Here is a 12,343-nt window from a genome sequence, read left to right on the forward strand (position 1 = left end):
GAGCTTAGCCTTGGACTACGTTCTTGGATTCGGGCTGATATTTTGCTGGGCTTTCGCCGCTTACTTTGCGTTGGTTGGTTTGTCTCGGTTCCCATTATTGTCGCTGTTGATCTTCGCAACCTTTACTTATGGGCTCGTGTACGCTTTCCAACCGAGCTTTGCCGTGCCCCATACACCTTTTTTGATAGGGAACGGATTGTGTTACACCGCAATTTCAGTCGTTGTTTTGTGGCCCGGACGTTTTTTTGATCCGAAACCTCTTGCAAGGTTGGCGGGGCTGATTTTTGTTGTCGCGGGCCCCGCAACAGTGTGGGCAATTTACGAGGGCCTAAAAACCGCCATCCCACCAGTTGGCTAAGATCGTAGCGATTTCTCAGAGCACGGATTACATATCAGTGATGCCAATGACCCTCCGCCTCGCCACCCTCTCGCTCCTGATCCTCTACCCCATCGCGTGGTTCGCCCCGCTGATGCGCGCGGGCCTGCTGCCGATCTTCGGCCTCAGCGAAATCAGCGTCATCACCGGCCTGCAATCGCTCTGGAAATCCGACGTCTTTCTGGCGCTGATCGTCACCGTTTTCGCCCTCTTCGCGCCATACATCAAAACCATCGGCACCGCCCTGATCCAATGGGACCTGCTGGATGCACGCGTTCAGCCCGCGCTCAACATCCTCGGAAAACTGGCGATGGCCGATATCTTCCTGATCGCGCTTTACATTACGCTAGCCAAAGGCATCTCTTACGCGACCATCGAAACCGCATGGGGCCTCTACCTGTTCACAGCCTGTATTCTGGCGTCGATTGCACTGGGCCAGATTACCGAAATGACACGCAGTTCACGAAATCCTCAGAGCTAATTGATTGAAAACACTCATCTGAGTATCATCTTAGTATTTCGAGCAGTAAAAATTTGTAGTTTACGGGTCCGCAGCGGATCATTCTGTGTGTTTTAGGTGTCTCCGCTTGGACCTGGTGTTAACCGGTTCTAGAAGGAGTTCGTCGATCATGACAGCCCTCCACAATGTGACATTGCAATTTCAAAATGCCTTTTTGAGACTGACCTTTTTTCTGATATGCGCGGCCGCATTACTATCCGTTTCAGCCACACTTCTGTCCGCCCTGGGTGTATTGCCCTGGCTCTCGATTCAGGCCGGGTTCGGTGACGGCACGGTAACCGACGCCGGGATGTACGTTCAGATTGGCCTGACCGCGCTGATCCTGATGCTGGCGTTCTACCTGCCGGCCAATGCGCGGATGATGGCGCTGGAAAACAACCATCGAAAATTCGCGCTGAACATGCACGATATCTCTTCGGCCTATCAAATGGCCCATGCCGCAGATCGCGAGGGGCTGTTCATGATGTCGTCCGAGTTCGACGCCGTCAAAGAGCGGATGGCCTTTTTGCGCCAGCACCCCGACCTGCAGACGCTTGAGCCCGAGATCCTGGAGCTTGCGGCTCAGATGAGCCAGATCAGCCACGAGCTGGCCCAAACCTACGGCAACGCCAAAATCTCTCGCGCGCGGATGTTCCTGCAACAGCGTCAGGAAGAGATCGAACAATTCCAGAAGCGGATCGAAGAGGCGCAGGTAATCCAGAACGAACTGCGCCAATGGACCCGCGACGTCGAGATGGAGGAATCAATTGCCAAGTCGCAATTGACCCGCCTGCGCGACGAGCTGTTTGAACTGCTGCCGGAACTGTCGGCGCAGTTGCAGACACCGCCCAAGGATAAAACATCCCAAGCGTCCAGCGTCATCGCAATGTCGCCCCCCCGCGCCGCGGAATAGGCGCGCCAGCGCCCGCCACGGACGATGGCCCCCTGGGGCCTGAGGACGCGGCACCCCATCGGCGGAGATGAAAGCCCCGCAAGGGCTTGAAGAACCGCCCGTCCTCGGGCACCAAGGCGGCATGGCAAAGACGACTTTTTCCTGCTCGGCCTGTGGCGCGACACATTCGCGCTGGTCCGGGCGCTGCGACGGATGCGGTGAATGGAACACCATTTCGCAGGACGTCCCCCTATCCGCCGGACCCGCCAAGAAATCCCTTGGTGGAAAACGCGGCCAGTCCATTGCTCTCAGCGACCTGTCCACCGAGGAAACGCCTCCGCCCCGAACGCTCTGCGGGGTTGAGGAACTGGACCGTGTGCTGGGTGGCGGCCTTGTCCCCGCCTCGGCCCTCTTGGTGGGCGGAGATCCGGGCATCGGCAAATCCACCCTTCTGCTGCAGGCCGCCGCGCGGTTTTCCCGGGCCGGTGTCAAAACCATCTATGTCTCGGGCGAGGAAGCCAGCGCGCAGGTGCGGATGCGCGCACGTCGTCTGGGTCTCGAAGACGCGCCGGTGCAACTGGCGGCCGAAACCAATCTCCGCAATATCCTGACGACGCTTGAGGCGGAAAAACCCGGCCTCGCCATTATCGACTCGATTCAGACCATGTGGGCAGACAATGTGGACAGCGCGCCGGGCTCGGTGTCACAAGTCCGGGCCGCAGCGCATGAATTGACCACGTTTGCGAAACGACACGGCGTATCAATCATCATGGTTGGCCATGTCACCAAGGAAGGCCAAATCGCAGGCCCCCGCGTGGTCGAACACATGGTCGACACCGTGCTCTATTTCGAAGGCGAGCGCGGCCACCAGTTCCGCATTCTGCGCGCCGTGAAAAACCGCTTTGGCCCGGCTGATGAGATCGGCGTATTTGAAATGACCGGCAAGGGGTTGGCCCAGGTTACCAACCCCTCGGCCCTGTTCCTGTCGGAACGCGGCACCCCCAGTCCCGGTTCGGCCGTGTTTGCCGGGATCGAAGGCACCCGCCCTGTTTTGGTTGAATTACAGGCACTTGTGGCCCCTTCACCGCATTCCCAGCCCCGCCGCACGGTGGTCGGATGGGACAGCGGGCGGCTGGCGATGATCCTCGCCGTGCTTGAAGCCCGCTGCGGTATCCCCTTTGCGGGGCTTGATGTCTATCTGAACGTCGCCGGAGGGCTGAAGGTCAGCGAACCCGCAGCCGACCTTGCGGTAGCTGCCGCATTGCTGAGTGCCCGCGAAGACACAGCCCTGCCCGCAGATACCGTTGTTTTCGGAGAAATCTCGTTATCCGGGGCACTTAGACCCGCCCCGCAGACCGAAAACAGGTTGAAAGAAGCCCAAAAACTTGGTTTCACATCGGCAATTGCTCCGGCAGGTGGCAAAACCGGCACTGTGGCAGGTCTGACACTCACCCGACCCTCTGATTTGGTGGGGTTTGTTGGCGAAACCTTCGGAGCAGGTTAAGGTAACGCCTTGAGGGGCTGAAAAAAATACAGGCGAGGGCCATGGAAGGTTTTACAATAGTCGACGGGGTGGTTGCCCTGATCATCGTCGTGTCGGGCCTGCTGGCCTATTCACGCGGTTTTTTACGTGAGGTTTTGGCCATCGCGGGCTGGGTCGCAGCCGCCGTTCTGGCCTTCATTTTTGCACCCCAGGCCGTACCGCTGGTAAAAGAAATCCCGGTGGTCGGAGACTTCCTGCGCGACAGCTGCGAATTGTCGGTGATCACCGGTTTTGCCGCCGTCTTTGCCATCGCGTTGATCGTCGTCAGCATCTTTACACCGCTGTTTTCGTCGATCGTTCAGCGCTCGGCCATCGGCGGGCTGGATCAGGCGCTTGGACTTTTCTTCGGCATCGCCCGCGGCATCCTGTTGGTGGCCATTGCTTTCTTTGTCTATGACACCGTGATGACCGGCCAGTCTTATACGATCGTCGACGAAAGCCGCTCGGCCAAAGTGTTCGAACAGTTCAGCGACCGGATCGAAGAGCAGAACCCCGAACAGGCTCTGGGTTGGGTCACCCAGCAATATGAAGAGCTTGTGGCAAGCTGCAACGGCGGCACGGACACTACGGAACAACCGGCCGCCCCGGATACAACCGAACCGGCCACGACCGAATAAGAAAAAAACGCCCGGCTTTGCCCGGGCTTTTTTTCTGCGTCTGCGCGTCAGGTTTTAACTGACAAAGCCCTCGCCCGCGCAGACTGTGCATCTGATGGTTTTCAGGCCAAAACATCCTTCGCAGCGACCCATTATGGGTTTTCCAAGTATATCCCGGCTTTTAAGAACCTCTCCGGCCCCATTGCAGATCGGACAAGGCGCGCGTCCCATACCACGGCACCGATGGCACCTGCGTTTTACAGGTTCTTCCTTTTTTGTTCCTTGCTTGTGTTGCCACATGGCGCTGCCCCGATCGAACCCGGTTTTATGAAAAAACTCATGACTTTCGCCATGACAGCACATGCCTGCGCCCGTGTCACCTTTTGATGCCGTATCAGGCAAAATACATCTGCAGGAACCGACAATTGTGATCCTTTGATGACACAGGCCCCGTTAGGCATTATGTGGATGCCGAGCTGACATGGAATCGGAGCCGCCGATCTTGCTGACCCTGTTTACTTTCGCGCCCGCCCTCGTGACGAAGGCGCGTCTGCACCAGCAGCCGGGATGGCGGCAAGGCGTACAGGTACACCTATGCAGATGTTCAGATCATCATCGCCAGTCAAAACGTCGTAGAAGTTGGAGCCCGTAGATGTGTGGGATTTTGGGGATCGCAAGCAGGACGCATGATGTCTTTGCGGAAATCTATGACGGGCTGCTGATGCTGCAGCACCGGGGTCAGGACGCCTCGGGCATCGTCACCTATAACGATGAGTTCTTCCGTGAAAAGAAAGCCAACGGTCTGGTCAAGGATGTGTTCAACGCACAGGACGCCGAAACCCTGTTGGGCAAGATCGGCATGGGCCATGTGCGCTATCCCACGGCAGGGTCGCTCAGCGCGTCCGAGGCGCAGCCCTTCTTTGTGAACGCGCCTTATGGCATCTATCTGGTCCATAACGGCAACATCACCAACACCGCCGAACAGCGCGAGAAAGTCACGGCAAAATACAGCCGCCACCTGCGCACCACTTCGGATTCCGAGATTCTGCTGAACGTGCTGGCCGACAAGGTTGCCGACGCGATCAAAGTGAATGGTAATGCCGAGCCGATCCGCAACCTCTTTGCCGGTGTGAAGATGACGATGGAGCGGGTTCAGGGCGCCTATTCGGTAATCTGTCTGGTTGCCGGTGTCGGCATGCTGGCCTTCCGCGACCCGTATGGCATCCGCCCGTTGTCCGTTGCCAAACGCGATGTGGATGGCGAGGGCGACGACTATGCCTTTGCCTCGGAAGATGTGGCGTTTGGCATCAACGGCTTTGACAAGCTGCGCGACGTCAAACCCGGCGAGGCGATCCTGATCGATCTGGACGGCAAAATGCACACCTTCCAAGCAGTCGAAGGGCAACTGACGCCGTGCATTTTTGAATATGTCTACCTCGCCCGCCCGGATTCGCTGCTGGACGGTGTCTCGGTCTACAAGACCCAGATGCGCATGGGCCAGACACTGGCCCGCCAGATCGAGGCCGCCGGTCTGGATATCGACCGCATCATCCCCGTACCCGACAGCGCCCGCCCGGTCGCGCTTGAGGTCGCCAAGGCGACCGGCATCCCCTACCGCGAGGGGCTGGTCAAGAACCGCTATGTCGGTCGGACCTTCATCATGCCCGGTCAGGAAGAGCGTCAGAAATCCGTGCGCCGCAAGCTGAACGCCGTTCCGCTTGAGTTCAAGGGCCACAACGTGCTGCTGATCGACGACTCGATCGTGCGCGGCAATACGATCAAAAAGATCGTCCAGATGTGCCGTGAGGCCGGAGCCAAGAAGGTGTTCATCGCCAGTGCCTCGCCGCCGGTGAAATTCCCCAATGTCTATGGCATCGACATGCCAACCAAGCATGAATTGATCGCCAATGGCAAAGAGGTCGAAGAGATCCGGCAGGAACTGGGCGCCGATGCTCTGTTCTATCAGAACCTCGACGACCTGATCTGGTCCGCCAAGGAAGGCAACCCCGAGATCGAGGCCTTCGACTGTTCCTGCTTTGACGGCAACTACATCACCGGTAGTGTCAGCGACGATTATCTGGACAGCCTCGAAAACAGCAGCCGCGTCAGCAAAAAGCGCGAGGACATGCAGGTGCCCGGCGGTTCGTGGAACAGCGCGAAACTGGCTTCGGGATAAGTCCGGACTCGAATCAATACAGTTTTTGACCCGCACAGCTTTGGTGATGCGGGTCTTTTTCTGTCTGGCTCTCAGGCGCATGAGTGGGTTTTCGCGCACAACCCTCCGATGAAGAATTTGCAATCGCAAGGGCTTCGCCCGAGTCGAGGACCCTGTCGGTCTCGTGACCCTGAGCCGGGGTTTAACTCTGTAGTCCGGTTTGCTAGGCCGCCAGCTGCCAACCACTCAAAACAAGGGGCTGGGCCACCACGGCCGGGTCGGAATTCATGTCAAACGCAACCGTCAAAAGCGTGGCCACACAAAAGGGTGCGCTGAACAAAAGTTCCGTGTCCGTGCTGGGGGTCTTCGGGCCAAAGTCGGATATGCGCGCGCTGGTACGCATGTCGTCTGGCCGAGTGAAAGAGGTCAAGCCCGGCAGCCGGGTATCCTCAGGCACCGTGGTCGCCATTGATGACGAGGGTGTGATGCTGCGACAAAGCGGCCAGACCAAACGGATCGCCATACCCGGCAGTTAAACTGGCTTGACGCCCTGCGCGCAGGGGTCCAAACCGCTGTTATGACCGATCAGACCAAAATCGCCCTCGTCACCGGGGCCTCTCGTGGGTTGGGCGCTGCCCTGGCCGAGGCGCTGGCACCCGAATATCACATCGTCGCCGTTGCCCGCACCACCGGCGGGCTGGAAGAGCTGGATGACCGCATCCGCGCCAAAGGCGGCGCAGCGACGCTTGCCCCCATGGACATCGCCGATCCGAACGCCATGGCCACCTTGTGCCGGGGCATCCATGATCGCTGGGGCAAGGTCGATCTGTGGTTGCACACGGCAGTCCACACCTCGGCGCTGACGCCCACGCATTTCGTCGACCCCAAGGAATGGACCAAGGCCGTCAACACCAATGCCACTGCCACGTCGGTCCTGATCCCCTACATCGCCCCCCTGCTGGGCGAGGCCGGACATGCCGTGTTCTTCGATGACCCGAAAGCGGGCGAGAAATTCTATGGCATCTATGGTGCGACCAAGGCGGCGCAGATGGCGCTAGCACGCAGCTGGGCGCTTGAGACCGAACGCACCGGTCCGCGCGTGACAATTGTCGAGCCCGCGCCGATGCCAACGGCCGTACGCGCGCGTTTCCACCCCGGCGAGGATCGTGATGTGCTGACCAGCACAGCAGATGAGGCCGCGCGTATTTTGGCACTGCTGTAAGGAATGGCCCTTTGGGCCATGCCTCCGGCGGGATTATTTGGGAAAAGATGAAGCGCGCGGGTTTACGCGATATGCACGCCGTTGCGCCCGGCCAGATCGACGAAGAATTGCCACGCCACGCGGCCCGAACGTGCGCCGCGTGTGGCCTGCCATTCGATTGCTTCGGCGCGCAGGGTCTCGGGGGCAATTGAGACACCGTAGGCCGCGCAATAGCGGTCGATCATGGCCAGGTATTCATCCTGATCACAGGGATGGAAGCCCAGCCACAGCCCGAACCGGTCGGACAGCGAGACCTTTTCTTCGACCGCCTCGGACGGGTTGATGGCGCTTGAACGCTCGTTCTCGATCATGTCCCGCGGCATCAGGTGGCGGCGGTTCGAGGTGGCGTAGAAAACGACGTTTTCCGGGCGGCCTTCGATGCCACCGTCCAGCACCGCCTTGAGCGATTTGTAGTGCTGGTCATCGTGGCTAAAGGACAGGTCATCGCAGAACAGGATGAACCGGTGCGGCGCGGCGCGCAGGTGGTTCAGCAGACGCGCGACCGAGCCCATGTCTTCGCGCTGCAGTTCTACCAGTTTCAGGTCGGGGTAGTCGTTCTGCAGCGTGCCGTGGACGGCTTTGACGAGGCTGGACTTGCCCATCCCGCGCGCGCCCCAGAGCAGCGCATTGTTGGCCTTGAAGCCAGCGGCGAACCGACGCGTATTATCCAGCAGCGTATCGCGAGATCGGTTGATGCCGACCAGCAGGTCCAGATCAACACGATTGACCTGCGTGACCGGTTCCAGACGGTCGGGCTCTACCTGCCAGACAAAGGCCGGGGCTGCCGCAAATTCGGGGGCGGCCAGAGGAGCTGGCGCCATACGTTCCAGCGCGTCGGCGATGCGGTTCAGGGCTTGGTCGTCCATTGGGGCCTCCGGTCGTGTCTTGCGGGGTTCAAACCATGTTCCGCCCGGCACAACAAGAGCGCGGCACGAAAAAGGCGCGCCCCGAAGGACGCGCCCGATTGTTAGCAACCGACAGGATTACTTGCCGTCTTCTTCCAGCACGATCTCTTCGTCGGCCTCTTCTTCTTCGTCGTCATAGTAGCCATCAGCGCGCAGTTGCTCTTCGCGCTTTTTCTCGACGCGTGCGACGAGGAAGATTGACACCTCATAGAGCCCGTAGACCACCACAAAGAGAATGATCTGAGTGATCACGTCCGGCGGTGTCACCAGTGCGGCCAGCACCAGAATGGCGACTACGGCGTATTTGCGTACCGATCCCAGCCCTTCGGCGGTGACCAACCCCGCTTTGCCCATCAAGGTCAGCAAAACCGGCAGTTGGAAGCACAGGCCAAAAGCCACGATAAACTTGATCGTCAGGTTCAGATACTCCTGCGCCGAGCCCTGGAACACCACGCTCAGAGGTGCTGCGGTTGCACCTTCGGTCACGGCCTCACCTTCGGCACCGAATTGCTGGAAGCCAAGGAAGAAGTCATAGGCCAGCGGCGTGACCACGTAGAAGGCAAAGCTTGCGCCCAGCAAGAACATGAAGGGCGAGGCCAGCATGAACGGCAGGAACGCGTTCTTTTCCGACTTGTACAACCCCGGCGCCACGAAGCGCCACATCTGCATCCCGATGTAAGGAAAGGCCAGGATGAAGCCGCCCAGCAACGAGACCTTGATGGCGACAAAGAAGCCTTCCTGCGGCGAGATGAAGATCAGCCCGCAATCCTGCCCACGCTCAGCCAGAACATTGCACAGGGGGTTAGTCAGGAAATTGAAGAGCGGCGTGGCCACTGTAAAACAGATGATCATGCCGACCAGAAACGCCACGACGCAGTGAATCAACCGCGTGCGCAACTCCGCCAGGTGCTCGATCAATGGGGCCGAGCTGTCCTCGATCTCGTCGGTTTTGGTCATGTCTTGCTTTCGGTTTTCAGCGCGGCTTCGGCCTCTTCGGCCTTGGCCAGCGCGTCAGCAGCTTCCTTGGCCTTGCGTTCAGCAGCGGCCCGTGCGGTCGTGGCCTGAATCTTCTTGGCCTGCTCGGCCCGTTCAGCAGCCAGCTTGCCGGTTTCGCTGTCGGGGTCGAACTTGGTCGGATCGATGCTTTTCGCCAGATCCTGCGCGGCTTCTTTCACACCGTCCATGGCGCTGCCAACGGGGTTGGTGGCCGCGTCGAGACCCTTCTTGATCTCATTGACGCCCGCCTGATCGGCGGCCTCATTCATGGCGCTGCTAAATTCGCGCGCCATGCCACGGGCTTTGCCGACAAAGCGGCCGACATTGCGGAACAGCACCGGCAAATCCTTTGGCCCCACAACGATCAGGGCAACAACGCCAATGACCAGAAGCTCGGTCCAGCCCAGATCAAACATCTGGACTTAGACCTTGTCTTTGTCGGTCTCGGGGGTGACGTCCTTGGCCACTTCGGCTGCGTCCTGCTCAAGCTCGTCCGCGCCTTCCTTGACGCCGCGCTTGAACGAGGTGATGCCCTTGCCCACTTCGCCCATCAACGAGCTGATTTTGCCGCGGCCAAACAGCACCAGCACCACAACGGCGATCAGCAGCAGACCGGGAAGGCCGATATTGTTAAGCATGTCTCTTCTCCTTGTACGTCGGCGCCACGCGCCGGGGATGTTATCTGGCCCTGTGTCTACGCCTGCAAGGCCGTGCGCAAAAGTGACGCAAATCAATTCCGCGCCGAATTGTGAACGGATCGTACGTTTTTTACGGATTGGCATTTCACAACTGACAGGTTTATGTCAGTTGTAGATGGCTAGGTAGAGGGCATCGAAACTTGGTCAACGGAGATTCACATGACCCATGTTGCAGAAATCGTCACCTTCACCCTTGCCAATGGCACCTCGCCGGAAGAGTTCGTGAAACTCAGCCAGGCCTCCGAAGCGTTTGTCCGCTCGGCGCCGGGCTTTGCCCATCGGCAACTGAGCCAAGGAGAGGATGGCCGCTGGACTGACTATGTCGTCTGGACCGATATGAAAGCCGCCAAGGATGCCGCCGCGCAATTCCCGCAACAGGACTTCTGCGCGAATTTGATGGCCGCCATCAACCCTGAAAGCATCCAGATGCGCCATGAGAACGTTCTATGGAACATGACCGCCTAAACGCGGTTTGGACGGCGTGACATGCGCCGCACGGATCGCCTGTTCGATATCATCCGGATCCTGCGCGACGGTAAACTGCACCGCGCGCAGGACATCGCGGACCGGCTCGAGGTCTCGGTTCGCACGATCTACCGCGACATGGATACGCTGGTCGCCTCGGGCGTTCCGGTCGAGGGCGAGCGCGGCGTCGGCTATATGGTCCGCGAGCAGATCACCCTGCCCCCACTGAACCTGACCCCCTCAGAGTTGGAAGCTCTGAACCTCGGCATGGCCATCGTGGCCGAGGCCGCCGACCCTGACCTGAAAGCAGCGGCCGAGTCACTGGCCGACAAGATCGACGCGGTGCTGCCGACTCAGGTCGTGGCCGAGGCCGATACGTGGAAATTCGCCGTTTACCCTTTTGCCGACGCGGCACGGGGGCTGGCGCATATGGCCCCGATCCGGGCCGCCATCAAATCCCGCCAGAAACTGCGCCTGACCTATCGCCGCATCGACGGCGTTCTGACAGACCGCACCATACGCCCCTTGCACATGGAATACTGGGGCCGCGTCTGGACCCTCACGGCCTGGTGCGAGTTGCGCGAAGGCTTTCGCGTCTTCCGCATCGACCTGATCGAGGCAGTCGAGCCATTGCCCGAAATTTTCGCCGATGAAACCGGCAAGCGCCTGGACGACTTCGACCCGCACGCCTGACCGACTTCATCTTTTCCCAAATACTCCCGCCGGAGGCATGGCCCGGAACGGGCCATTTCCATCACTTCAGGTAAGGTTCGGGATCAACCGACTCAAACCCTTTCCGTACCTCGAAATGGACATAGGAGTTATCCCCGCCCCGCAAGGATGCGATCTGCTGACCACGGCGCACCCGGTCGCCTTTTTTGACACTGGCTTTGTCGACATTCGCATAAACGGTCAAAAGGTCGCTGTTGTGCTTGATCACGATGATCGGCACCTGATCGGCATCTGCGGTGATGGCTGCGACGGTCCCGGCCTCGGCCGCCTTTACGGCAGAGCCAGGTGCCCCGGCAATATCGATTCCTTCGTTCTTGCCCTTCTCATAGGTCCGGATGATCGTCCCGGTGACAGGTAACCCAAGGGCCGAGTTGCTCTGGCTGGTCGGCGCCTCTGCGGTTACGTCAGGCGCTGGCACGGCCGGGGCGACCTGCTCGTCCGGCAGAGGCTGCGTTGCGCTTGGCGGTGTCGGTGTCGGCGACCCCTGCCCCGGTTGCGTCACGTTGGTGGCCGGCACAGCGGCCTGTTGCGGCGCAGGCTGGTTCTTGATCGGGATCAGCAGGAACTGATCTTCCCGCACGGTAAAGTCCGAATCCAATCCGTTCCACTCGGCCAGTGCGTTGACCGGAACATCGTATAGGCGTGAGATGGTAAAGGCCGTCTCACCCCGTTTGACCTTGTGACGGATCGGCTCAGGCCCCGAGGCCGCAGGCGGCGTCGGCGCAGGCGCCGCAGCGGGTTGCGCGGGTTCCAGCGTCGATGTCCGAACCGAACCGTCCGCCGGTGCCTCATCAATGGCCGTCCCGGCAATTGTGGCGATATCCACGGTACTACCGGCTGCAACCGTGCGCGGCAATGCGATTACTTCGCCATCGCGCAACTGGTCATCGGGTTGCAACCCGTTGAACCTTGCCAATTCACCCGCAGGCAGGCCGATACGTGCGGCCACATCATTGACCGTGTCCCCCCGGCGGGCGACGGCAACCTGATAGTTCGGATAGCTAATCACCCCCCGCGCGTCCGGGGTCGGACGGTTGGTGGTCGCGGACTGCGCGGCATCTGCGGTCGTAAAACCGCCCACATTGCCCCGCAGATCATAGTCGAGCGGACCTTCGCACCCGGCGAGGAACGCCACGGCCGCCACCCCTGTCGCACAGCGGAGCATCGCTGATTTGGAAACTGCTCTCATCTTACTGTCCTCAACGCCTGCCCCTGTTCTCCGGGG

15 protein-coding genes are annotated in these 12,343 nt (G+C 59.8%); 10 read left to right on the top strand and 5 right to left on the bottom strand.

Features of this window, described 5'->3' with window-relative positions:
- Positions 1-10 precede the first annotated feature (10 nt).
- The 8 genes from ACR0DO_RS05400 to ACR0DO_RS05435 all read left to right on the top strand — a co-directional run bounded on the left by ACR0DO_RS05400 (position 11) and on the right by ACR0DO_RS05435 (position 7,283).
- Complete coding sequence (locus ACR0DO_RS05400; protein WP_170671749.1) at positions 11-358, top strand: hypothetical protein; 348 nt, start codon at positions 11-13, stop codon at positions 356-358.
- Positions 359-404: 46 nt separating this feature from the next.
- Positions 405-857 carry a paraquat-inducible protein A gene (locus ACR0DO_RS05405; protein WP_170671751.1) on the top strand — a complete coding sequence of 151 codons (453 nt, stop codon included), beginning with the start codon at positions 405-407 and terminating at the stop codon, positions 855-857.
- A gap of 271 nt (positions 858-1,128) precedes the next feature.
- The gene (locus ACR0DO_RS05410) at positions 1,129-1,788 is read left to right on the top strand and encodes a DNA repair protein (RefSeq protein WP_480442711.1); all 660 of its coding nucleotides are present in this window, start codon (positions 1,129-1,131) and stop codon (positions 1,786-1,788) included.
- Between the two features lie 121 nt (positions 1,789-1,909).
- A complete protein-coding gene (gene radA, locus ACR0DO_RS05415; RefSeq protein ID WP_421598440.1) occupies positions 1,910-3,271 on the top strand; it encodes a DNA repair protein RadA in 1,362 nt (453 codons plus the stop codon).
- Between the two features lie 41 nt (positions 3,272-3,312).
- Positions 3,313-3,927 (top strand): CvpA family protein, encoded by a 615-nt coding sequence (locus ACR0DO_RS05420; protein ID WP_480557086.1) that lies wholly within the window; start codon positions 3,313-3,315, stop codon positions 3,925-3,927.
- 631 nt (positions 3,928-4,558) lie between these two features.
- A complete protein-coding gene (gene purF / locus ACR0DO_RS05425) occupies positions 4,559-6,082 on the top strand; it encodes an amidophosphoribosyltransferase (RefSeq protein WP_170671755.1) in 1,524 nt (507 codons plus the stop codon).
- 266 nt (positions 6,083-6,348) lie between these two features.
- Positions 6,349-6,597, top strand: a complete 249-nt coding sequence (locus ACR0DO_RS05430) for a hypothetical protein (protein WP_170443651.1) — start codon at positions 6,349-6,351, stop codon at positions 6,595-6,597.
- Positions 6,598-6,638: 41 nt separating this feature from the next.
- Complete coding sequence (locus ACR0DO_RS05435; protein ID WP_170443649.1) at positions 6,639-7,283, top strand: SDR family NAD(P)-dependent oxidoreductase; 645 nt, start codon at positions 6,639-6,641, stop codon at positions 7,281-7,283.
- 62 nt (positions 7,284-7,345) lie between these two features.
- Here ACR0DO_RS05435 and ACR0DO_RS05440 read toward each other — a convergent pair whose 3' ends face one another.
- The 4 genes from ACR0DO_RS05440 to ACR0DO_RS05455 all read right to left on the bottom strand — a co-directional run bounded on the left by ACR0DO_RS05440 (position 7,346) and on the right by ACR0DO_RS05455 (position 9,861).
- Positions 7,346-8,188, bottom strand: coding sequence for an ATP-binding protein (locus ACR0DO_RS05440; RefSeq protein WP_480557087.1), 843 nt, complete (start codon positions 8,186-8,188; stop codon positions 7,346-7,348).
- 117 nt (positions 8,189-8,305) lie between these two features.
- Positions 8,306-9,184: a twin-arginine translocase subunit TatC gene (tatC, locus tag ACR0DO_RS05445; protein ID WP_480557088.1), complete on the bottom strand. Its 879-nt coding sequence runs from the start codon at positions 9,182-9,184 to the stop codon at positions 8,306-8,308.
- Positions 9,181-9,639 carry a Sec-independent protein translocase protein TatB gene (gene tatB / locus ACR0DO_RS05450; RefSeq protein ID WP_170443643.1) on the bottom strand — a complete coding sequence of 153 codons (459 nt, stop codon included), beginning with the start codon at positions 9,637-9,639 and terminating at the stop codon, positions 9,181-9,183. The genes tatC and tatB overlap by 4 nt, the downstream gene beginning before the upstream one ends.
- A 6-nt stretch (positions 9,640-9,645) precedes the next feature.
- Positions 9,646-9,861, bottom strand: coding sequence for a twin-arginine translocase TatA/TatE family subunit (locus ACR0DO_RS05455; protein ID WP_170328918.1), 216 nt, complete (start codon positions 9,859-9,861; stop codon positions 9,646-9,648).
- A 219-nt stretch (positions 9,862-10,080) separates the two neighbouring features.
- Between ACR0DO_RS05455 and ACR0DO_RS05460 the strand changes: the two genes are divergently transcribed.
- Both ACR0DO_RS05460 and ACR0DO_RS05465 read left to right on the top strand, forming a co-directional pair.
- Positions 10,081-10,386: a hypothetical protein gene (locus ACR0DO_RS05460; protein ID WP_480557089.1), complete on the top strand. Its 306-nt coding sequence runs from the start codon at positions 10,081-10,083 to the stop codon at positions 10,384-10,386.
- A 21-nt stretch (positions 10,387-10,407) separates the two neighbouring features.
- The gene (locus ACR0DO_RS05465; protein ID WP_480557090.1) at positions 10,408-11,079 is read left to right on the top strand and encodes a helix-turn-helix transcriptional regulator; all 672 of its coding nucleotides are present in this window, start codon (positions 10,408-10,410) and stop codon (positions 11,077-11,079) included.
- A gap of 61 nt (positions 11,080-11,140) precedes the next feature.
- Here the strand turns inward: ACR0DO_RS05465 and ACR0DO_RS05470 are convergent, their stop codons facing one another.
- The gene (locus ACR0DO_RS05470; RefSeq protein WP_170443637.1) at positions 11,141-12,307 is read right to left on the bottom strand and encodes a peptidoglycan DD-metalloendopeptidase family protein; all 1,167 of its coding nucleotides are present in this window, start codon (positions 12,305-12,307) and stop codon (positions 11,141-11,143) included.
- Positions 12,308-12,343: the final 36 nt, after the last annotated feature.

Source organism: Ruegeria sp. AM9, from assembly GCF_056540565.1.